Source organism: Rhizobium arsenicireducens (assembly GCF_964021225.1).
Map to the genome: position 1 here is coordinate 49516 of NZ_CAXHYK020000003.1, position 20548 is coordinate 70063.

Below are 20548 nucleotides of genomic sequence, written 5' to 3' on the forward strand. Positions count from 1 at the left end.
TGAAGTCAACATCCCATTCAAAGATCGACAGGAACGAGTGACCTGCAATGTCAGCCACGGATGAAAAAAGCCTCCCGATCAATCTGAATCTGTCCGAGCCAAAAACGCCTCGGCAGCGCCGCTGGTTTCGCAAGCGGTACCTGCTGGTGTTGCTGGTCCCAGTCTTCATGTTCTCGGGCGCTGTGCTGGGGATGTATTTTCAGCCGACGGGTTTGCAGAAGTTTTACGCGCTGACGGGACTTCAACCCGGCGGCGGCTCTGACGCACCCATTGCCTTGCCGCCTGACATCGAACTCCCCCCGAAGATGGTGGAAACCCTGTTGCCTTCCGATGTGGTGGGTTTGGCGAGGATGATGCCGCGTGGCGACGTTTCAGTTGTGGCGGCGCCCTATGGGGCTGGGGATGCGCGCATCGCGGACATCCTGGTTTCCGTCGGCGATCGGGTGGAAAAAGGTTCCTTGCTGGCGCGGCTCGACAATCATGCGGCTCTCGCTGGTGCCGTACTCACCGCAGAGGCAAATCTCGCCGTGCGCGAGGCCAACCTCATCCAGACCCGGTTGGCGGTCGAGGCTAGCCGCAACGAAGCAAAAGCCGCACTCGATCAAGCACTGTCCACGGCAGCAGAAGCTGCATCGACGTTGGCGCGAACGGAGGCGCTCGCCTCGAACGCGGTCAGCACGCAGGCTGCACTCGATTCGGCCCGTGCAGCAGCGGAAGGCGCCAATCTCTCCGTTGTGCGCGCAGAGGCAACGCTAACGCGCTATGCCGCAGTCACGCTGGACGAACAGCCTGATGTGATCGTCGCCAGCCGCAATGTCGATGCCGCCCGATCCGAACTGGCCCGTGCTCGGCTCGACCTTGCACGCGCCGAAGTCGTGGCGCCCATCACCGGCACGGTCCTCGACATCCATGTTACGCCCGGACAGCGACCTCCCACCGATGGCATCATGGATATGGGGGACACGGATCAGATGATGGCCGAGGTTGAGATCTGGCAGGACCGTATCAGTGCCGTCATGGTTGGCCAGCCGGTGGAGCTGGTAACCCCGGCTCTCGGCGTCACGCTGCAAGGCCGGGTGGACAGGATCGGACTGACCGTGGGACGGCAAGGCCTGATTTCTGACGATGCGGCGGAAAACAAGGATGCGCGCGTCATCCAGGTCTTGGTGGTACTGGACGAAGCCTCCTCGGATGTCGCTGCACGCTTCACCAATCTCGAGGTCATCGCCCGCATTGACACCACGGTACGGGTCAATCCATGAGCTACCTGCTGCAACGCCTGTTCGGGCGGCTGCCCATCGGCTGGCTGCAATTGACCCACAACCGCACTCGCTTCGCCGCAGCACTCGCCGGGGTGGCCTTTGCCAATGTGCTGGTTTTCGTCCAGCTCGGGATTATGAATTCGATGGGGGCTGCAACATTGCGACCCTATGATTTCTTCCAGGCAGACATCATGATCTCGGCTGGCGATGCGAGTACCTTGACCGACGGTGGCAATGTGGCTCGACAATGGTTGCTGCAGGCGCTGGGAGATCCGGATGTAGCCGCTGGAATGGGTCTCTTCATCGCCAACGTTCCCTGGGACCGCGGCGAAAAGGACATCAGTCTGACGACCTTCGGTGTAGATCCGATCAAGACCGAGTTTCTGTCGAAGGATATTGCAAGCGATCTCAATCTCCTGCAGGTGCGAGACGCAGCGATACTCGATCGGCTGGCCCGAGGGCTGGCCAAGGACGAAGCAGCTTCAATCCGTCCGCAAACGCCTTTGTCCTTTGAAACGCAAGGCCGTACTATTACCGCCTATGCCACGTTCTCCGGCGGTGGAGGCTTCGGTGGCGATGGCTATATGCTGGTTTCTGACCAGACGTTCCTGTCGCTATTCCCGACGCGGAGTTCCTCTGCTCCCGACCATATTTTCTTGAGCCTGCGCCCCGGTGCCGAGACAGAAGCCGTGATTACGCGCCTGAAAACCCTGATTTCCGATCCGTCCCTTCGCATACGCAGCTATAAGGATGCAGCGCAGGAGGATCTGCGCTATCAACAAACCAAGCGGCCCACGGGCATCATCTTCGGGTTCGGCGTGCTGATCGGTGTTCTCGTCGGCATCGTCATCGTCTACCAGGTGCTGTCCACCGACGTGGCCGACCACCTGCGCGAATACGCAACCTTCAAGGCCATGGGCTATAGCCCGCGTTTCTTCCTCGGCATCGTCTTCGAAGAGGCGCTGGTGTTGGGGATCATGGGATTTATCCCAGGACTGATCGTCGGGACGATCATCCTGACGCTGATGGGAAAGATCACGACCCTGCCTCTGGGCATGACACCTTCGATGGCAATGACCGTCTTTCTCGGCACCATAGTCTTTTCCGCCCTTTCTGGCGCCATTGCGACCCGCCGACTTGGTGCGGCCGACCCTGCCGATCTTTTCTAGGAGGCTGCGATGGACAACGAGGCAATCGTTGAGGTGCGTGGATTGAACCATTGGTTCGGCAGTGGCGACGCTCGCAAACAGGCACTGTTTGATGTGAACCTGACGCTGAAGCGCGGCAGCTTCACCGTGCTTATGGGTCCTTCCGGTTCTGGCAAGACGACGGTCCTTACGCTTGTCGGCTGTCTCAGAGCCGTGCAGGATGGATCAGTGCAGCTTCTGGGAAGTGAGTTGAACGGCGCATCGCAGCCACAGCTTGTCAGCCTGCGCCGCCGTCTGGGCTTCATATTTCAGGCACACAATCTGCATGAAAGCCTGACAGCGCTGCAGAACGTGATGATGGGCATGCAGGTACACGGCGAAGTGGCCGATAGCGTGGCGCAAAACGCGGCTGAGCATGCGCTTGGCCTGGTCGGCTTGAGCGACCGCACCACATATCGGCCCGCGAACTTGTCAGGCGGGCAAAAGCAGCGCGTGGCCGTGGCCCGCGCTCTGGTCTCAAGCCCAGCGCTCGTGCTAGCCGACGAGCCCACAGCCGCCTTGGATAAAGACAGCGCGGCGGATGTCGTCGATCTTCTGAAGCGAATGGGTGAGGCACGAGGTACCACCACATTGCTCGTTACCCACGACAATCGCATCCTCGACCGCGCTGACCGCATTCTCACGCTGGAGGACGGTCGCATCGTCAAGACAGAGGAACGAGCACAAAATTAGGATCCATGAAACACGAGAGCCTAGGAAATCATATGTGCGATGAATGGATTTGCGTAGTGGACTGAACAACAATGTAATGTGGGCTAGAAGTTCCATAATTATACTTATGCGATGTTGGTTAAAACGTTGATTCATATCGCAAAATTACGAGGTTTTGCGTGCCTCCATCGTTATGGACAGTGGTTGCGGCGGAGCTGGCAGGAGCCGTGGCATTCGCTCATATCGGACTTTTCAGGCCGAGCACTGCATCCAAACTGTCCTTAGGCCCAGGAAACGAGAACTGCCTGAATAGAACTTCGGCAGCGAAGAAGCTGGTATAGGTACTCATGCGACGGCTCTCTCCGGCCCCTCGGAAGAAGACGGCTGAGCACGCGAATAGCCGACGCCGAAGACGCACCAAACCGCGAGCGCTACGCGTGGGACTGAACGAAAGACATCGCGGCCAGTACGCCACCAGCGTGGGTTCTTTAATATTGCGTGCCGCACGCGCGGCCGGATGCGCCTGTGCCGCAAGGCCGCTAGAAGTCAAAACCTCCGCCATGTTACGGGTTTGCCCGGATGTCCGCGTCCGGCCACGTGTGGCGTGCAGCGTCGCGAAGGGCGGCAAGGCCCGCCTTTGCTTCTTCTAGTCGCATGTCAAGCGTCTCGACGGCATAACGGATCGGGTCGGGATCCTGCAGCTTGTTCAACACCCAGGCGGCGCTCCTCGAAACGAGGCTGCCATACGCTGCTTCCGCAGTTTGCACTGCCACGTGAGGGATTTCCCCCTTCTGGAGAACAAGGAAGCCAAGGTCGATGGCGTCACGGTAGGCAACGGAATTGTCCTGGCAACGGTCGGCGTTTGCGAGCAGCTTCTCTGCGAACATTGATTCGATCGCGAGGGTGGGGACGCCGAGGTCGGGGTCGAGATTTCCCGAGAGGGGGATGCGGCTCTCCCGGACAATTTCGAACTTGATTGCCTGGCCCTGGTATTCGACAAAAGTTCTGATGCCGTACTGGTCGGTTCTAACCTGGCGTAGCTCTTTCGCTCCGTCCGGCAGCACGGCAGCGACGCCATGGTCGAAGAACGCGACCCGCAGTTTCCGGTAGCCTTCCATGTCCGCGCATAAGAAGTCGACGTCGAGCGACCTGCGGTACTCGTTGTTCTTCAGGACGATCGCGGTTCCGCCCCCGAAGTAGCACTGGCATTCCGCTAGGAATGGTGCATCCATTCCGGCAAGCAGCTCTCCGATGATCTCGTGCTCGGGTTTAAGATAAGCCACTATCGCCTCGCGTTCATGGATGCTCGGATGAGATGGCAGCACAGCGCTTTTTTGAAGCGAGGAAGCTAGACGAGCATCACGCCGTGGCCGCATTCGTCGGTCAGCTCTCTAATAAGCAGCTGTTCCCGCGGCGTCAGGTTGTCTGCGTCTACGAGGCGCCAGTTCCGCTCATAAAGAGCGAATGCCTCGTCCGGTGCGATAGGGCGCACGGGATTGCGGTTCCACGCGAGCAACTTAAGCTCCGGGAATTCGGCGGGAACGATCTTGTCGCCAAAGTGCATCATGATGACAATCTAACTCATTGAACACGGTCGATCAACACGACAACGTGTCGCCTCATCCACGAGTTCCTCGCATATGGTCCCCCGCGGAGCAAACGTCAACGTCAGTAGTCGTCGATCTTGCTAGGCTACGCAGTCCCCTGCTCTGGGTCCGAACCGACAGCCGCTGCATCGGATGTGATGTCGGCACCCCCGCTTTCTTTTGGAGGTGTCACACGGGCGAGGACTCCGCCTCCCCTGCCTCCTGCTTTAGGATCCAGCCTCCGACCGAAATTCGCATGGACGAACAGGAAAATGGTTTCGACGAAGACCTGTCGCATCTGTGGACCATGACTCTAGTGCTGCCGCATGTGGAGCGTCTCGACGACGACCAGATGCTTGTCTACTTCCCCGATTATGAAGCCATAGCCAAGTTGCAGGTAAGGAGCCCTGAACTGAACGCAAACAGGGCACTCTTAAGGCGTGACCGGTCGTGTCCCGGCTGCGGGAGATCGAAGAGCGAGATCTTCCGCAGGTCTGAAACGGCAGGCTCGGGTCGGAGTGAGCGGCAATGCCGGGCTTGATAGAAAGCGGCTCATCGCCGAACAATATCGGCTGTTCAGGGAGCATTCTGATCAATATCACTGGCAAATGTGCATTTCTAGTGCTGCGGGCAACAGTTCATCGGGAGGAGCTTAGATCGAATGGCGGCTGTGGTTTTGGAATTCGATGACGACGGCGCGCGGTTTCGGCATGGTGCCGAGGAGCGAGAGGCTGACGGTCAGCTCGACACTCTTCTCGATCAGCGCGCTAGCGGAAGCCTGTCGGAGAAGAAGTTCCATCTGGCATTGGCTGATCTGGTGGAGCACTATCCGAATTATATTGATGGTCATGCGCATCTCGGCTTCGTGATGCTTGAGCGAGGCAAAGCCAAACAGGCGCTCGACGCCTGCGAACGAGGGCTAGGAATTGGCCTAGCGGCTATCCCGCGGACTTACCGGGGCCGCATCGAATGGTCCTGGTTGGAAAACCGGCCTTTCTTGCGCGCAGCTCATGGTGTCGCTCTTTGCTACCAGAAACTTGGTCTACGGTATCAGGCAATCGAAATAATGGAGCATATGTTGCGCTGGAATCCCAGCGACAACCAGGGCATCCGCTACCTGATCGGCTCGGAGTATTTGCGCACGGGCAACGAGAAGAAGGCCCAGAAGATCTTCAAGCAAGAAGCGGACAGCTACCCTCCTTATCGCTACGAGGCTGCCTTGGTTGAAATCATGTCTGGGAAAATGGTCGAGGCCGCAACGATCCTGCGCCGGGCCTTTATCGAGAATCCATACATTGCCGAGATCTTAACGGGCATGCCGAGCCCCTTGCCAATGGCCATCTGGCATGGATCGAACCTGTCGGAGCCCGAAACCGCAGAGGCCTATGCCGAACACTACGACGCTCTGTGGCGCTCGACTCCGGAAGCGGTTGCATTTCTGCGCTGGCTCCATACCCATCCGAAGGTGATGCGTGAGCGCGGGGACATTTTTGCAATCAAGGAAGCGCTGCTCTGGGAACAAGAGTTCGAAAAGCGCAGTGCATTGGGCGCCCAGGAGGAAGTCTTGATGGCCGCAATCGACGACAAGCTCTCGAAAGCGATCGTTATCGAAAGGCGCGATCGCCGGGGCCAACCCGTCAAACCCTGGCTCTATCCTCAACTGCAGCCGCGTTACGGGGTGTGAGACTGACGGCCGGCGCTCGACCGCGCTGCTTTGGTTCCACTAAATGTTTGGCCTAGCCATCGAACCCAAACCGTCGGAGCTGCTACCACTCCCTCCCCTCACCCGGCGGGACTCGATCCGCCACCGCAGCGCGCTCCATCGGCATGCGAGCGACCGGCTCGGAGCGCTCTAGAGACTTATCGATCGCCGGAAGGATCCGTGCGCCTGGGAGCGTCCATTTCTACTCCCCGGTGTCGCTCCCATCTTTTCGGGCTACATTGCTCCTAACAGGGCCTGTAGGCGGTCACTTGATGCATTCATGGTGCGATAATGATCTATGCTGGAATTGAGCGAGCTTCGGACGCCCACCCTCACAGGCCACCCTACCCCCGTCTTGAAATATACCCCGGGTGGTGAGACATGAATAATCAGCTACGGACAGCGGGGCTTCTACTTTGGTAGTCGCCGTCAGCATGTGCGCCCTCGAGGCCGGTACACCACGGTAAGGCACACCCGCATTCCTTTCAAAAGGCTCCTGCTCTGCGGAAGCCTTTTTTCATTCAGGGAATTCGCTTCGCTTCATGCAAGCATTTGCGCAGAATAGTGTGGATGTTGAAACGCTGCTTGATACGGCTGAACGCCACCTCGCGCGAATGGCAGCTGGTGATGACTAGATAAACGTCCGCGGTGATACCAGATGCCGGGTAAAGGTAGAAAAACACGACCTGATGGCCACCTACCACTTCACGCTGTGGCGTAGGCAGACATGTCCTTTTTGACAGCCGGCATACCTGGCGTCCACGTTTCCTGTGCCCGGGCTGCTCCCAGCGAGACCTGAGGTTGCTATACAAGTGCCGCAAGCCTCCAGTTTCGCATTCGCCGACGTCTTACCCGATCTGTTACGACCGCCGAGAATAATGCAGGTGGGCTGGAGCAAAGAGTTCAGACCTCAGGCGGCAGAGACGCGCTTGCTCTGCGCATGTTTCGCCTGATCTTCGGCTTCGTTTTGAAGGTCACGAGCGGAGAGCGGCAGGCCCAAACGACGGCTCTCGGCCATCGCTTCGCGGCCGATCTGCTTCAGGGCTTTCTTGTTTTCGTCAAACTTCTTCAAGAGCATTTGCGGTCGCCTACAGAAAGGATATAGCGCAGAGCAACCCCGTCCGCAAATCATGGCTTTGCCGTTTGAAGGGACGCTCCCAAAGAGCACAAATCAGGCGCCAAATGAAGGCGCCAGGCGACGCCATCGAAAGTTGCAGGTCTGCTCTTTGCGCGTGTACAACGAGGACGGTACCTTTTTGAATCCGTCGCACCGGAAGGATGATCACGCCATGACAGACGAAGTTGTCGACCTTTCGAAAACGCTGGTTTGGACTGTTGGAATGATCACGCAAGCCGGTCCTGATGAACGTGAGAGAGTAGCCAATGCTTATCGCGAAGCGCGGGACCTGGTTGAGCAGATCCCCAAATCCGAGGAAGGCGCACGGCCTCGTATTGTCGCTTGCTTCCATCGCTCGGATAAATACCGCGCTGTCGAAGATATAGCCTGCGTTGGCTGGATCCTGACGGCGATCGAGGAACGCGTCAATGAAGGCGACCTTCCCGATTGGCGAAAGCTTCGTAAGGTCGTGAAGAACGCGGTGAAGCTCCTGTCGGCCCCTGCCCCGACACTGCACTGAATGCAGTCAGGTCCGGCACACATCCGATGGTTAGACATCGCTTTTGGCTTGGTGATGCGGAACGGTCTTGGCGGGGTAAGTCGGTCCCGGCTTCCGCTTCGCGGCGCTATGCTAAGCCTCCTGCGGCTTCCCTTCTTCCGTCAAAACCGTGTCGAGAATTCCCGCTTTCCCGCCCCTGAAGGAGGGGCGGCGCTATGCTGAAAGCTCCGATGTTCTTCATTGTCTTCCTCGGATCTCGGACTGGCGCCGATCGATCCGAGCGGTGTCTTCGCCAGATGGGGGGAAGGACGCCGCATGAGCGCCAGCTGTTCGCCAAAGGCGGCCGGCGCGCGGTGGAAACCAGAGCCAACCCATTGAGTGCAAGTTATGGCGCGGCTTTCGCCGCGCCATTCCCTTTCTGCTTCTCGATCGTCCGGGGCTCCATGGCAAGCACAAGATCATGCACCATCTTCAAGGTCGTATCGTCGAGCTTTTTCAGGTGGTCGACCGTTTCCTCCATCAGCTGGTCTCTCAGGGCTTCGCGTGACTCGGCTTTGGAGTGAGAGGGCTGTTCGTTGACTAGAGGATCGAAGAACTCTTCCGGAGTAACATCGAGGACCTCGAACACGTGGAGCAGGCGTCCGACTGTCATCAAGGAGGAGGCGTTTTCGTAGCGGGCGTAGGTAGCCTCCTTCACCCCTAGAAGCATAGCCACTTTGGCTTGCGCAAGTTGTCGATCGGTTCGCAGGTCACGCAGCCTTTGCGCGACAAGCAGATCCAGTTGCCTGAGATCGATGATCTTTCCGTCGAGCCGTTTGCGATAAACCGGATGATCTTTGTTTGGATCGTCAACGCGTTCAAGTCCGAGATAGTTTACCCACTGCTCGAGTCCGAAACCTGCCATTGCCACCAACCACACTGGAAAATAATCGTTATTCCTCCGGGACAATTAAAGATGGTGCCTCGAAAGTCTACCCCGGATCGCTGCTTTGGCGCATCGCTTTGCGACCCCGCTCTATGCCTTCGGCACGGAGCCAGCAGGCACTGTCTCCGCCCATTCGGGTGACGATCGGTTGCGCTGCGGCTTCGCCTTCCATCACATGCATCTTGGGCAAAAATCGGTTCGGAACATTTACAGCTTCGCCCGATCGACCGATATTGCCGGCTGATCAGGTCAGGTCGTGGCAGATCTCTAGCCCTTTTCTGTCATGTGCCTGCGGAGGCCGCCCTGCCTCGTATCTGGGCGGTCTCCACTCTCCCAAAGCCTCCTTCACATTCATCAGCATCAGGAGGATTTGTCCGGTCCACGTCACGATGAAGCAGTGACGCCGGAGGCGTCCTGTCTGTCTCCTCGATGAGGGAAAGAGGAGCGCCGCCCCCTCTCCCTCACAAGGGGAAAAAACGGTCTCCCCGTCCTTCCTTCGCGCAGCCTTGCGGCCGCGCTTACGTGCAGGAGCGCCGCTGACGCGCCGCCCCTTCGGCTTTGCCTCGGGCGGGCGAACCCCCTCCGTTTTTATCCCCTTGCCACCCTCTCCCCCGCTGCTCCGCGCGAACTCGGGAACAGGAGCGGGGCTCCTGCCCACGAGGGGCATGAGAAGACCGCTTCGCGGAATTGGAGAAAGGGTGAGAACTATGGCCACAAACGCAAACGTTTACCTGCTGGACCCGGAAGTCGGGACCATTCAAGCTGCCGAGGTCGCAGCACCTAGCGCATTCTCTCAGACCTACGGGCTGATTGGATGCCAGCTTGTCGAGGTGGTGCCATTCGACACGAACCACGTTCTTATCGTCGATGAGGAGGGTTTGCGGGACGGCTTGACCGCCTTCACCGTCTTTGACGGCTACCCGCAGCCATTGGCTGGAAAGATCGTTCTTGCCAGCCTGGACGGCGCGCATGTCCTACCGCCGCAGATCAGCATTGAGGAAGCAGCGGCCCGCCTGAACGTCTGCAAGCCGGTTCTTGATCCGGTCTTTGCCAATGCAGACGAGCATTCCCCCAATGGGGTCATTCTGGGCGGCGCCTTGATCGGGTTCCAGACCCGTATCACCCGCACTCACCCAACCGTCATGGCGGGGGTAGTCCGATGATCATCGCTGTTGTCGAGGACCGCACCCTGTCCATTCTCGCCGGAACCTTTGCCGCGACCATCGCGGCGAAGGACATCGAACATAGCTTCCATGCCCTTACTCATTTTCCGGAGCGGCGCACCCTTTCCGAACTCGAAGGGCTGGCAGAGCGTCTGAACGGCTTTGCCGCCTACATGGTGGAGCTGTGGGAGCAAGCAAAACTCCCCCTGCCGGATGCTGAACTAGAGGCCTTTGCCCGTCGTCATGTCGAGATCACCGCCAAGTATTGGGCAGCGGAAGGCCGTTGCATGAACTGGTTCATCACCGGACCTGCCCGCTTTCCCGTCGCCCGCAATGAAAAGCGGATGCGAGTTTCAGACGCCCGCCGTGCTGACATCTCAGCCCATATCGCGACTGCGAAAAAAGCAGTGAAGCGCAAGGCGTTCCCCCACGGGAGCGATGACGAGCCGATCCGAGCCAGTGACCCGGCAGCCATGCAGCGCATCGCCTCGCGGATCGAAGACCTGGCACTGTCCATCGACCGGATGAAACGGGCGAATGTCATCATTCGCCGGATGGAGAAGGATCAGGCGAGCGAAGCCGACATTCTGGCCCGTGTGGTGGCCGAAACCGGCATGGACGAGGAGAGGGCATCGCGTGGCGTTACCCTTGCCCCGTGGCAGAACCGACGCGGCTTTTCCACCACCAACACCCGCGCCGAACTGCGCCGTATGCAAACCCGCCATGCATCGCTTGCTGCGATGAAGAAGCGCGGCGACCGCGCCGAGGACGTCGAGACGGAGGCAGGAGCCGTCACGGTCAAGGAAAATACCGACATGGCCCGCATTCAGTTGCTCTTTCCTGGCAAGCCGGACGAACAGACGCGGCGCACCCTGAAATCTCACGGGTTCCGCTGGTCCCCTTCGCAGGGGGCTTGGCAGCGCAACTTGAACGAGGCCGGGCGCTATGCGGCCAAGTGCGTCTTGAAATCGATCAGCGGCGACAGCGCCGCTTGATCAGCTCCGGAGAACAGAGGATCCCCACATGAATGAGCAGATTTTTACAGTCATGGAGTTTTCCGGCCGAGGCGACGCCATGTTCGGCGGCAGTGCCGCCGACTGGAGCCTATACACCCAAGAAGACGGCTCAAACGCTTTCATGAGTGCCGCCGACGCGCAGCGCCGCCAGCTGGTGAAAGCCTATTTCCCGACCAAGAAGGAGGCAAGTGAGGCCGGAGAGGCAGCCAGTCAGCGCAAGGCCCTGATTTCGGCCTTGCCTGTTCGGCGCGTTGACGAGATCCCCTATGCGCAATTGCGCTGGATTGTCGGAAACATGCACGTTGGGACCAGCGATGACGACTTGAAAGCCGACATCAAGGGACGCGCGAAGTCGGGCATGACCGAGAATCCCGACCTTCTGGCGCAGGCGTGCGCCTATGCACTGGCAAGCCACCGAGCCAATCAGGGCTTGGTTGCTCATTTCCGGCTTTAGGAGGCGAGGCATAAAAAGCAACGGCCAGCGCCGAAGCGTTGAGGTCTTCGACACGCCCTCCGGTCTAGGAGGGAGCCACACGGTTGAGGTGGTCGAGGACCTTGGAAACAATAAGGTCAAGGTGCGGGTCTGGTATGGACGCGCCACCGCGACAGGTTGGGAAGCGTGGAAGGATTGGGACGGCTACCGCTTTGAGACCGACCGCGCCAGGCTAACCAACAAGCGGTCAATGCCGCTGTTCAAATAGGACCTGGGCCGCATTTCGATGCGGCCCGACATCAGGAGGGACACCATTGAGCCGCTACACCGTGACCGTGAAAACCGAGGAAGAGACCGACGAGAACGCCGTAATCGGCTATGATCCGCCGTTGCGCACCTTCTTTCTGCAGGCATTTCCCGACGAGGAAACCGACGAATATGCCCTGTGGTTCGGGACGCTTCTTGAGCAGCACCCAAGCCTTGAATCGATCATCGAGAGCGCGCGCCGGTTTGGCTATGAGATCGAAGGGCTGTCACAGAACGCCATCGTCGCGATGACAAAGGAAGCAGGAAGGCCGCCGCCGCCAAGCCTTGGCGAGCGGTTAGGGCTGGTACGCTGACAATTGTTGGATGCATTTTTGCGGGGCTGGTTCGGAAGAACTGGCCCCGTAGCCATTTTGGCCGTTGCGAACCTGGCCGCATCGAGCGGGCTGCGGTCCGCCCGAAGGGAGCCCATGCCCCTCCCCTCGGCTCCCCTCCCGCCCGATTGCTGCCGCTGAAGCGAGGCCGGGATCGGAACGTCAGGGGCGTCCACGAGCGCCAGAGTTCTCAGAAATCGACTTCAGCTCTTGGAAAGATAATGAGCTCCTGGTCGCGATCAGATAACCGGCCAGATAGGTCAGCTTCAGATATGCTTCACCGTCGCCTCTTGGCTCATAATTGATGATTGCCAAGCGGCTCGCCTTCGCCTTTTTTCCCCCTTGAACTGCCGCTGAATGCTGATCAATCAGCTCACGAAGCGAGGGTTTTTCTCCTGTCGCACCAGCTGCGATCTCCGTTCCCACTTTGTTTGACGTGGACAATGCCGGAGCCGTTTTGGTGCATCGAGCGGCAATTGCTTCACGGGACGAACGCGAACTGGATGACGACAGTAGCATGGCGGATGCCTCACCGATCTAGTTGCATTGGGGATCGTCTCAGACCATCAAATCGTCCACAACGCACGATAGGATACGAAACAAGACGAAATCTTGGGCTGTAAGTCATTGGAAAAAAACGGTAAGATTTTTGTTCCACCGCCGGCGGATGGAAGCGATTTCAAGGAACTGTTCAAGAAAATGGCTGCTGCGGGTGCCGGACGCCTGTTGGGTGAAGACGGTTTTCCCCAAGGCCCGTGGACGCCGGAGCTGCTGGCGGATGCCATCTCAAAGATCGACGCCAACCGTGTCGGAGTGGATCTTCGCACCGTCCAGCTCTGGTTTCAGGAGAATGACAAAGGCATCAGCCCGGCCAACATTCGCTGGCTGGCACGCATCTTCGGTTGCGACGATCGCGAGGCGACGAAAGATTGGCTGAATGAGCTCAGCTCGGCCCAAGCGCGCCTGACCGCCAGGCGGCGAGATCAAAAGAAGACCGGTGGCTCGACTGCGACTGCCCTGCGTGTGCCTGACACGTCAGCGCCAGAAAAAAACCAGGTTCCTCTAACGCCCGTCGTCTCGGTGGACCTTCAAACCATGCCAGCGGAGCGGCCAAGGGGTTTGGCAATCAAGACCGAGGCGATTTTCTCGCATGGATCACATCTGAACTTGCCGGCCTGGATCTTCGCCGGTTCGTCCGCCCTCGGATTCCTCTCTTACATTTTGGGGATCCACAGCATCACCTATGTGCGCTCGGATGGTATCGAGAAGCAGGTTGGCTTCCTCTGGGCACCGAATTGGACCTTCCTGTTCATGGTGCTGTTGCCACTGTTTTTCGCCGTCGTCATCGAGCTTCTGGGTTTCTGGAAGCATGATGGCCGGCTCAGGCTACTGGCGGAGGCTGATCGTGTTAGAAGCGGCGACGCCTGGACGCTACATTTGCAGGCCAACTCACAGACCTATTGGGCAGTTTTCCTGATCTGCATATTATTCGCGGGCGTGGTGCAATGGATCGGCGTGCAGCTTATCCCTCTGCTTGAGCAAGCGCAGGATTTTGCCCCAAGCTGGGGGACGATCGGTATCATCAGGCCGGATATCCTATCGACGCCGGCGGCAATCGTATTTACCGCCCTTGCCTATCTCTACATGTCCACAAGCTTCTACCTGCTGTTCGCTGGCCTGATCCTGCTGCATACGATCATCCATGATCTATGGAAGCTTAAACGCGGAACTGAACTCCTTGGCGAGCAGAGAGCCTGGCCGGACACCAGTGAAATCGGTCTGCGGATCATGCGCGGGGTCTTCAGATGTTCCGTGCTCGTCGTCCTTGCTGCCATCTGCATGAAGGCACAAAGTGCCTATCTTGCATCGCAGGGCCCGGATTTCGTGACATGGCTGGTCCGCGATGTCTGGGCTGCGCTGGCAGATTACGACGATGGAGATAGGACCTTCGATTACATCATGCCCACACACTACAGCAGCTTGCTCGTCGTGCTTTCGACCTGCAGCGTCTTTGTGTATGGAGCAATCCGCTTGGGGGATGATAGGCGGCTTCGTTCCCCCCTGTGGAAGATGTCTGCGGTGATCGGTTTGCTTTTCGTCTCATACATGTTGATCGACGCGTTCGATGGTTTCTCTGTTTTGCTAATCGTTACCGCACTCATTGCGACCTATGGTCTATTCGATCCGGCGTTTGAGCCAGCTTGGCGTGCCCGTGAGATAAGAGGCGACAGCCGTGTTTCATAATTGGCTGGATCGTTGGGACGAGGGTCGCGCACAGCGCGGCGAAGAGGCCAAGAAGATCACGGACTTCATTCTGGACGCCGATCGTGCATTTCCCGGCATGGGGGCGGCTGAAACGGTAGAGGAGTTTTGCGTTCTCGCGGAAACGGCCGCCGCTGACCCGGACTTTTTTGAGCCGCCTGATGCGAGCGATCATAGCTTCGAGCTGCGGAATGGCTGGCTGACATTCCCTTCGGACGTTTCAACCGATGTTGCTGAAAACAACATCGTGTGGGCCAGGATCACGGAGAGCGGAAAACGCGATCAGGCAGTCGTGATCTTCCATCACTGGAACGCGACCAGTCGGAACCGGCAGATCGCCGGGTTCCTTTCCTGGCAGGGGATCACGGTTATTGAGATCGCCATGCCCTACCACTTGGAACGCAAGCGGCCCGGATCGCTCTATGCCGATTACATGCTCAGCGCCAATCTCGGCCGCACGATGCAAGCCGTCAAACAGGCGGTATGGGACGGGCGTAAGCTTATCGGCTGGCTAAAGCGCCAAGGCTATCGGGATGTTTCCGTTCTCGGGATGAGCCTTGGATCTTGGGTTGCAGGATTGGTCGCGGCGTATGAACCCGCCGTCTCGCGGGCGTCTATGTTCCTCACGGCAGGGAGCCTTGCTGAAATGGTATGGACCGGGCGCGCAACCCGCTCGATCCGGACAAGCCTCGAGCCGCATCTTACGCTTGCCCAACTGCAAAGAGCGTGGGCACCGCTCAATCTCGAAAACCAGCCAGACAGGCTGGCGCGGCCAGGCCTCGAACTTCTGGTGATTCTGGCGTCGAGGGATTCGGTTGTTCTGCCGGACCTGTCCGAACGGCTGCTCGGAAGGCTGGAGAACGCCGGAGCCAGAGTGAGCGTGCTGCGGCTGAATTGCGGGCACTACTCTCTTGGGCGGCCACCCTACATCTTGCGAGCCGGATGGAGCTTGAAGCGGTTTCTGTTACGCAAGCGCGGCGCCACTCAGGCTTAGGAGCGATTGAGCGCCGCATCAAGCGGCACCCAACCGCAATGAGGGGAGCCCCCTTCGGCCCCTCCCCTCAAACTTCCCTTCCCCCTCACGACGGAAGCGCCCCGCAAGCTGGGCGGCTCCCTGAGACTTGTTGTCGTTTCCAGCCAGAGCGTCGATGTCAGCTCCCCACCGCTGCAGCATCACGGCGATGGAGATCCGACCTGGCGGCCGGATGGCGATTTGCCGGTTGAAGGCGAAGGCGACGGCCGGGGCTACGAAGGCCGCGTTTTCAGGCCGCTCCTTAGTGGCCGTACGCAATCTAATCCTGCGCACGATACGGCAGGCCCCGCCTTAGCGTGCAACCCTAAAGGGTTCTCCCCTCCGCTTCGCTCTGTTGCGATCGCTACGCGATGCACTCGGCGGTTCCAGCCGTATTCGAGCTTCGCGATTACGCACAACCACTAAGGAGGAACCTCTGATGAAAACGCTCGTAACCTTCTGCCAGAAAACCGGCCGTCGCCTTCGCCAGTTTATCAACCGGCAAATCGCGAAGTTGTCCCATAAGGCCCAACTTCGGTTCTCCATCGCCGTGATGCTTCCGCTCCTCGCCAAGGTCGAGTTCAGCTATCAAGTCGAGTTCAACGGCAAGGCCGGAAACGACAACAAGCCTCAGTGAGGTACGGCCGCACCCTGCCCCGCAGGGTACGGCCTATCATGGAATAGAACGCCCGGCGCAGACGCATGGAAGTGCAGCGCTCAAGCAGGACGAGTGGCAGGAGTTCCGATATTGCGCTATGAGGCCTTTATGTCCGGTGTCGAGGATCTGCCTCTGGGCAGGCGTAATGGTCCGAAAGCCGGGTCTGCGGTCTGATCCCCAAAAAAGACCCGCCGTAAGTGGCGGGTCAAAAGCCGCTCCTGGGAGTCCCAAGCGGCGGGGGCTGCATCAGTTTCGGTCCAAGCTCGGCTCGCCTCTGCCTCCCAAAGCTTGGCATGGCCAGACACACCATAGCGAGCAGTCTGCTTGATGCAATGCTCAAATACAATGGATCGTCCAAGAGCAAGGTACTGGCAGGGGTGGCGATATTCCGCAGCAGTTGTTGGATGCTCGCGGCTATTAAGGCTAGTACGCTTGCTGAGGAAGAACCAGATGGCCAGCAAGTCCACTGTTGCCGTGATCCCGGGGTAAGGCGCTGCGAGCCTTACCTCGTGCTAGTTGTGTCCGGCGGTGATGTGAGAGGTGTCCTCGACAATCTTTACGTCTGCATCGGGCTCATCAAACACAACCAAACCGAGTTTGAGCAGCTGAATACAGCAAACTACCGACAATCCACACAAAAAGACGGTTCGCCACTTCATGCTCAGCCCCACCAGAGATGGAATCCCCTCAGAAACCGACGGCCGCTACAGGCTCTGTAGGCCTGCTGGCCTCGGCAATTAGGTCAATAAACGGCACTGGGATTCCCAAATAGTATCCCTGCAACGTATCGCAGCCGAGCAGCCGCAAGATCTCTAGCTGCGTTGCGGTCTCGACGCCTTCGGCAACAACGGTGTGCCCAAGGCCGTGAGCCATCGAAACTATCGCCGACACAATGATCCGGCTATCGTGATTCGTCACAATGTCAGAGATGAGCGAACGATCGATCTTGAGGCTGTCATAGGGGAGCTTGGACAGCTGGGCCAGGTTGGAAAATCCCATCCCGAAGTCATCGATGGACAGTTTGAAACCGGCGCTTTTCAGAGCGAGCAGATGTTTTCTCGCCTTCTCAACATCTAACATCGCGACAGCTTCCGTGACCTCCAGCTCGAAATTACTAGGCGCGACACCGAGCGACTTCACATAGTCGGTGAGCCGATCGGCAAACTCATCATCCGCGAATTGAGTTGGACACACGTTGACTGCAACGCGGCACGAAATTCCCGATGCACGAAGTTTTGGGATATCGGTCGCGACAATCGACATCACCTTGCGTCCAATCCGCTCCAGCCCATCACCCGTCCCTACGACATCAAGGAAGCTTCCGGGATACAACAGGCCCCGCGTTGGATGCGCCCACCTCACCAGCGCTTCATAACCTTCGACACTATTTGAGGCGAGATTGATCTTGGGTTGATAGTGGACAATGATTTCGTCGTTGGCGATCGCATGGAGGAAGTCACGTTCAAGCTCGCAGCGATCAGTCGCCCTATCTCGCATTTGATCATCAAAAAACGCGTAGGTTCCTCGACCGCGGCTCTTCGCCTCGTACATAGCCATGTCGGCGTACTTGAGGGTGTCAGCAGCATCAACGGCTTCGTCGCCAAGCACGGCAATACCAACACTCGCGCCAATCTGAACTTGTCGTTCGCCGATCACAAACGGCTCAGCGAGTGATCGAATGATCTGCTGAGCTATGTCCGTAACGTCTTTGTCCCCTGCGCTACCTGTCACCAGCACAACGAATTCGTCACCGGCAAATCGAAACAGAAGTTGACATCCGGCCGATTCCAAATTGACACTCTCTGGAGTGAGACATCGGTTCATCCCATCCAGAGTGATTTCAAGGCCGTCCACCATCATTCTGGTCGCAGCCATCTGAAGCAAAGTGTCACCGACCTGATGACCATAGAGGTCATTGACTTGTTTGAACCGGTCGAGGTCGATGAACAGCACATGACCCTTGAGATCAGGATTCCGGTCGATGATCTCGCTCAGTACTGCGCGGTTGGGAAGACCGGTAACACCGTCTTCATAGGCCAATGTGTTGATCTTGGACACATTATCATTGAGGCGCGCCACCATCTTGCGAAAGCTCTCGGCCAAGCCGCCGACTTCACAGTTGCAGTCCACAGTGACAACAGCGCTATAGTCGCCTGAGGCAATAGCCTCCGTACTGGCTTTCAGGTTCTGAATTGGCCGAGTGAGCCGACCAGTCATATAATATGTAAACCCCGAAGCGGCAGCGATCGAAGCTACCAGCTTAATGTAGCCCAAAGTCGTCAACGTGTGGGTGAAATCGCTTCCGGCTTCCAGCAAGTAGAACACGAGTGCTGCAACAATCGAGCAAAAAGTCCCAATCATCAGGGTGAACCGTACGCGTAGGCTGTTCAAGCCACGACCAAGAATGCGTCCTGTGATCAGCTCGGTATCAACTTCCATGACTGCAACCTTCATTGCCGGAATGCGGACGCGGACCAGATCGAGCTGGCCCGCGACTATTATGAACGGAGGACTTTAAAAATCCTCCCACGCCTCGGATTTCACTGCAGCATTCCCTCTGACGGCGGTGGCAACACGATTCATTAGTCGGCGTGCAGGTGATGTGTTTGCCGGGGGCATCGAGGAACGTTCCGCTGGCATGGACTTGTTTTGCGAGTTTCCGATTTCGAAAAGTCCGATGAGCTGGAATAAAGCTTCTGCTTCCTTGGCCAACGAATGGCTGGCTGCAGTCGATTCCTCGACCATCGCAGCATTCTGCTGCGTGCCTTGGTCCATTGTATTGACGGCTGTATTGATTTCCTTCAGCCCCGTCGCTTGCTCCTTGGCGCCCTCGACGATTGCGGTAACATTGACGCTGACCGCCTGAACCTGAGACACGATATGCTCAAGCGCCCTGCCCGTTTCTGTGACGAGATGTACGCCGTTCTCCACCTGCTCGCCAGACTTCGAGATCAAAGTCTTGATTTCTTTCGCCGCGGAGGCGGATCGCTGAGCAAGTTCTCGCACCTCCTGGGCGACGACAGCAAAGCCCTTGCCAGCCTCACCAGCGCGCGCCGCCTCGACCCCAGCGTTGAGCGCCAGCAGGTTCGTCTGGAAGGCGATCTCGTCGATTACACCGATAATGCTTGAGATTTCGCGCGACGAGGATTCAATCTTCTGCATTGCATGAACAGCACGATTGACGATCTCTCCGGAGCGCTCGGCAGACTGCCGTGTTTCTTGGACCTGCTTTCCAGCTTCTTCGGCGCGGCGACTGGAATCGGAGACCGTTGTGGTGATCTGCTCAAGCGCTGCTGCAGTTTCCTCTACAGATGCCGCTTGCTGTTCCGTTCGCTTTGAAAGGTCGTCGGCCGCCGCGCGGATCTGATTGGAGCCGGCCGCGATGGCTTGCGCATTTTGGCCGACCCGGCGCATCGCATCCTCGAGCTTAGCAACGGCTTCGTTGAAGTCTAAGCGAACCTGATCCAGTCGCTCTGAAAAGACGGCATCTATCCGGTAATTCAGTTTGCCATTTGAGAGCTCGTCGAGGGCGTGGCCGATGCTCTCAACGGCGAACCGCACTTCTGCGGCTTCGCGAGCCTGCTGCTGCTCACGCTCGAGACGCTCCTGCTCGCTGAGTGAACGATTTGCCTCAGCTTCCTGTTCAAGGCGCACACGTTCTTGGGCATTGTCTCGGAATATGGCAACGGTGGAGGCCATCTTGCCGATTTCGTCCCGACGGCCCTGGCCGTAGATTTGGACTTGAAGGTTTCCATTCGCGAGATCGGACATCGCCGCGGTGATGGAGTTCACGGGGCGAATTACGCCTCTCAATACGGTCCAAGTGGAGAATGCGGCAACAGCGGCCCCGAAGACCGTGAGTATCGTCATGCCGGCTGTCAAAAGCGATGCCAGCTCATTGCCTTTAGCGAGGTCCTGCTTTGAGACCTCGATCTGCAGATCGATCAGTTTCGAGATATCGGTGCCGAGGGGATCAATAGTCGGGTAGAGCCTCTGCTCAACGAATTCTGAGAGCGCAGCACTGTCGCGGGAAACCAGAATCTGTCTCAGCAACTGCACTCCGTCGTTTGCCTCTCCCTTGACCTGCACGAAGTGATCGGCAATTTGCTTCTCTTCTGCGGTCAGCACCGTCGATGTGTACTCCTTCCAGTGCGTATCGATGGAGGCCAGCGCCGCGTCTATATTATTCAAGCCATCTTGAGGAGAGAGCGCGCCAGATCTCACCTTGTGAGCGCTATCAACAATATTGACGGCATAGCCATCGCCGATCCGCTTCAGTTGCTCCATTGGCAACACCCTGTCGGCAACGATCGAGTTGGCGATTTCCGCTTCCTTTTTAAGGGCTAAAAGCTGAAACCCGTGATGGTTATCAATGCTGCGGTGAGCAACGAAATGCATGCAAGAAGCTTGACCCTG

The 20548-nt window shown here is 58.1% G+C and carries 21 protein-coding genes; 14 read left to right on the top strand and 7 right to left on the bottom strand.

Annotation, left to right across the window (positions count from 1 at the left end; genetic code table 11):
* Window positions 1–47: 47 nt before the first annotated feature.
* The 3 genes from ACWPVA_RS21415 to ACWPVA_RS21425 are packed head-to-tail and all read left to right on the top strand — an operon-like array spanning window position 48 to window position 3142.
* Window positions 48–1262, top strand: coding sequence for an HlyD family efflux transporter periplasmic adaptor subunit (locus ACWPVA_RS21415; RefSeq protein ID WP_102022222.1), 1215 nt, complete (start codon window positions 48–50; stop codon window positions 1260–1262).
* The gene (locus ACWPVA_RS21420; protein ID WP_454289716.1) at window positions 1259–2431 is read left to right on the top strand and encodes an FtsX-like permease family protein; all 1173 of its coding nucleotides are present in this window, start codon (window positions 1259–1261) and stop codon (window positions 2429–2431) included. Before ACWPVA_RS21415 ends, ACWPVA_RS21420 begins: the two co-directional genes overlap by 4 nt.
* Window positions 2432–2440: 9 nt before the next feature.
* The gene (locus ACWPVA_RS21425) at window positions 2441–3142 is read left to right on the top strand and encodes an ATP-binding cassette domain-containing protein (RefSeq protein ID WP_454289717.1); all 702 of its coding nucleotides are present in this window, start codon (window positions 2441–2443) and stop codon (window positions 3140–3142) included.
* Window positions 3143–3684: 542 nt separating this feature from the next.
* Here ACWPVA_RS21425 and ACWPVA_RS21430 read toward each other — a convergent pair.
* Window positions 3685–4446, bottom strand: a complete 762-nt coding sequence (locus ACWPVA_RS21430) for a nucleotidyl transferase AbiEii/AbiGii toxin family protein (protein WP_245408068.1) — start codon at window positions 4444–4446, stop codon at window positions 3685–3687.
* Window positions 4447–4469: 23 nt separating this feature from the next.
* The gene (locus ACWPVA_RS21435; protein WP_102022151.1) at window positions 4470–4688 is read right to left on the bottom strand and encodes a hypothetical protein; all 219 of its coding nucleotides are present in this window, start codon (window positions 4686–4688) and stop codon (window positions 4470–4472) included.
* A gap of 275 nt (window positions 4689–4963) precedes the next feature.
* Here ACWPVA_RS21435 and ACWPVA_RS21440 point away from each other — a divergent pair, with 275 nt between their 5' ends.
* The gene (locus ACWPVA_RS21440; protein WP_102022152.1) at window positions 4964–5248 is read left to right on the top strand and encodes a hypothetical protein; all 285 of its coding nucleotides are present in this window, start codon (window positions 4964–4966) and stop codon (window positions 5246–5248) included.
* Window positions 5249–5368: 120 nt separating this feature from the next.
* Entirely contained in the window at window positions 5369–6391 is a 1023-nt protein-coding gene (locus ACWPVA_RS21445; RefSeq protein ID WP_102022153.1) for a tetratricopeptide repeat protein, read from the top strand.
* Between the two features lie 928 nt (window positions 6392–7319).
* Here the strand turns inward: ACWPVA_RS21445 and ACWPVA_RS21450 are convergent.
* Window positions 7320–7487, bottom strand: coding sequence for a hypothetical protein (locus ACWPVA_RS21450; RefSeq protein WP_172450267.1), 168 nt, complete (start codon window positions 7485–7487; stop codon window positions 7320–7322).
* A gap of 211 nt (window positions 7488–7698) precedes the next feature.
* Between ACWPVA_RS21450 and ACWPVA_RS21455 the strand changes: the two genes are divergently transcribed.
* Window positions 7699–8046, top strand: a complete 348-nt coding sequence (locus tag ACWPVA_RS21455; RefSeq protein WP_102022282.1) for a hypothetical protein — start codon at window positions 7699–7701, stop codon at window positions 8044–8046.
* A 364-nt stretch (window positions 8047–8410) separates the two neighbouring features.
* Here the strand turns inward: ACWPVA_RS21455 and ACWPVA_RS21460 are convergent, their stop codons facing one another.
* Window positions 8411–8929, bottom strand: coding sequence for a helix-turn-helix domain-containing protein (locus tag ACWPVA_RS21460; protein ID WP_102022154.1), 519 nt, complete (start codon window positions 8927–8929; stop codon window positions 8411–8413).
* 85 nt (window positions 8930–9014) lie between these two features.
* Between ACWPVA_RS21460 and ACWPVA_RS21465 the strand changes: the two genes are divergently transcribed.
* The 5 genes from ACWPVA_RS21465 (at window position 9015) to ACWPVA_RS21485 (ending at window position 12182) form a co-directional block, all read left to right on the top strand.
* Window positions 9015–9194: a hypothetical protein gene (locus ACWPVA_RS21465; RefSeq protein WP_102022155.1), complete on the top strand. Its 180-nt coding sequence runs from the start codon at window positions 9015–9017 to the stop codon at window positions 9192–9194.
* Window positions 9195–9657: 463 nt separating this feature from the next.
* Entirely contained in the window at window positions 9658–10113 is a 456-nt protein-coding gene (locus tag ACWPVA_RS21470; protein WP_102022157.1) for a DUF3846 domain-containing protein, read from the top strand.
* Window positions 10110–11108: a hypothetical protein gene (locus ACWPVA_RS21475; protein WP_245408069.1), complete on the top strand. Its 999-nt coding sequence runs from the start codon at window positions 10110–10112 to the stop codon at window positions 11106–11108. Before ACWPVA_RS21470 ends, ACWPVA_RS21475 begins: the two co-directional genes overlap by 4 nt.
* 28 nt (window positions 11109–11136) lie before the next feature.
* Entirely contained in the window at window positions 11137–11583 is a 447-nt protein-coding gene (locus tag ACWPVA_RS21480) for a hypothetical protein (RefSeq protein WP_102022158.1), read from the top strand.
* A 293-nt stretch (window positions 11584–11876) separates the two neighbouring features.
* Window positions 11877–12182 carry a hypothetical protein gene (locus ACWPVA_RS21485; protein WP_102022160.1) on the top strand — a complete coding sequence of 102 codons (306 nt, stop codon included), beginning with the start codon at window positions 11877–11879 and terminating at the stop codon, window positions 12180–12182.
* Window positions 12183–12362: 180 nt separating this feature from the next.
* Here the strand turns inward: ACWPVA_RS21485 and ACWPVA_RS21490 are convergent, their stop codons facing one another.
* Entirely contained in the window at window positions 12363–12719 is a 357-nt protein-coding gene (locus tag ACWPVA_RS21490) for a hypothetical protein (protein ID WP_143708367.1), read from the bottom strand.
* Between the two features lie 108 nt (window positions 12720–12827).
* Between ACWPVA_RS21490 and ACWPVA_RS21495 the strand changes: the two genes are divergently transcribed.
* From ACWPVA_RS21495 to ACWPVA_RS21505, 3 genes are all read left to right on the top strand, one after another.
* On the top strand, window positions 12828–14444 hold the full coding sequence (locus ACWPVA_RS21495; RefSeq protein ID WP_102022161.1) for an RcgA family putative transporter: 1617 nt from the start codon (window positions 12828–12830) through the stop codon (window positions 14442–14444).
* Entirely contained in the window at window positions 14434–15456 is a 1023-nt protein-coding gene (locus ACWPVA_RS21500) for an alpha/beta fold hydrolase (protein ID WP_102022162.1), read from the top strand. Before ACWPVA_RS21495 ends, ACWPVA_RS21500 begins: the two co-directional genes overlap by 11 nt.
* Before the next feature lie 457 nt (window positions 15457–15913).
* Window positions 15914–16111: a hypothetical protein gene (locus ACWPVA_RS21505; RefSeq protein ID WP_172450268.1), complete on the top strand. Its 198-nt coding sequence runs from the start codon at window positions 15914–15916 to the stop codon at window positions 16109–16111.
* Window positions 16112–16819: 708 nt separating this feature from the next.
* Here the strand turns inward: ACWPVA_RS21505 and ACWPVA_RS21510 are convergent.
* Both ACWPVA_RS21510 and ACWPVA_RS21515 read right to left on the bottom strand, forming a co-directional pair.
* The gene (locus ACWPVA_RS21510) at window positions 16820–18571 is read right to left on the bottom strand and encodes a bifunctional diguanylate cyclase/phosphodiesterase (protein ID WP_454289718.1); all 1752 of its coding nucleotides are present in this window, start codon (window positions 18569–18571) and stop codon (window positions 16820–16822) included.
* A gap of 75 nt (window positions 18572–18646) precedes the next feature.
* A complete protein-coding gene (locus ACWPVA_RS21515; RefSeq protein ID WP_454289719.1) occupies window positions 18647–20530 on the bottom strand; it encodes a methyl-accepting chemotaxis protein in 1884 nt (627 codons plus the stop codon).
* Between the last annotated feature and the right edge of the window lie 18 nt (window positions 20531–20548).

What these genes read in the sequence shown, in the direction of transcription:
- ACWPVA_RS21475 (WP_245408069.1), top strand. Translation starts at nt 10,110, where the DNA reads ATGATCATCGCTGTTGTCGAGGACCGCACCCTGTCCATTCTCGCCGGA.
- ACWPVA_RS21515 (WP_454289719.1), bottom strand. Translation starts at nt 20,530, where the DNA reads ATGCATTTCGTTGCTCACCGCAGCATTGATAACCATCACGGGTTTCAG.
- ACWPVA_RS21440 (WP_102022152.1), top strand. Translation starts at nt 4,964, where the DNA reads ATGGACGAACAGGAAAATGGTTTCGACGAAGACCTGTCGCATCTGTGG.
- ACWPVA_RS21435 (WP_102022151.1), bottom strand. Translation starts at nt 4,688, where the DNA reads ATGATGCACTTTGGCGACAAGATCGTTCCCGCCGAATTCCCGGAGCTT.
- ACWPVA_RS21490 (WP_143708367.1), bottom strand. Translation starts at nt 12,719, where the DNA reads ATGCTACTGTCGTCATCCAGTTCGCGTTCGTCCCGTGAAGCAATTGCC.
- ACWPVA_RS21420 (WP_454289716.1), top strand. Translation starts at nt 1,259, where the DNA reads ATGAGCTACCTGCTGCAACGCCTGTTCGGGCGGCTGCCCATCGGCTGG.
- ACWPVA_RS21445 (WP_102022153.1), top strand. Translation starts at nt 5,369, where the DNA reads ATGGCGGCTGTGGTTTTGGAATTCGATGACGACGGCGCGCGGTTTCGG.
- ACWPVA_RS21450 (WP_172450267.1), bottom strand. Translation starts at nt 7,487, where the DNA reads ATGCTCTTGAAGAAGTTTGACGAAAACAAGAAAGCCCTGAAGCAGATC.
- ACWPVA_RS21480 (WP_102022158.1), top strand. Translation starts at nt 11,137, where the DNA reads ATGAATGAGCAGATTTTTACAGTCATGGAGTTTTCCGGCCGAGGCGAC.
- ACWPVA_RS21415 (WP_102022222.1), top strand. Translation starts at nt 48, where the DNA reads ATGTCAGCCACGGATGAAAAAAGCCTCCCGATCAATCTGAATCTGTCC.
- ACWPVA_RS21510 (WP_454289718.1), bottom strand. Translation starts at nt 18,571, where the DNA reads ATGGAAGTTGATACCGAGCTGATCACAGGACGCATTCTTGGTCGTGGC.
- ACWPVA_RS21460 (WP_102022154.1), bottom strand. Translation starts at nt 8,929, where the DNA reads ATGGCAGGTTTCGGACTCGAGCAGTGGGTAAACTATCTCGGACTTGAA.
- ACWPVA_RS21455 (WP_102022282.1), top strand. Translation starts at nt 7,699, where the DNA reads ATGACAGACGAAGTTGTCGACCTTTCGAAAACGCTGGTTTGGACTGTT.
- ACWPVA_RS21470 (WP_102022157.1), top strand. Translation starts at nt 9,658, where the DNA reads ATGGCCACAAACGCAAACGTTTACCTGCTGGACCCGGAAGTCGGGACC.
- ACWPVA_RS21505 (WP_172450268.1), top strand. Translation starts at nt 15,914, where the DNA reads ATGAAAACGCTCGTAACCTTCTGCCAGAAAACCGGCCGTCGCCTTCGC.
- ACWPVA_RS21425 (WP_454289717.1), top strand. Translation starts at nt 2,441, where the DNA reads ATGGACAACGAGGCAATCGTTGAGGTGCGTGGATTGAACCATTGGTTC.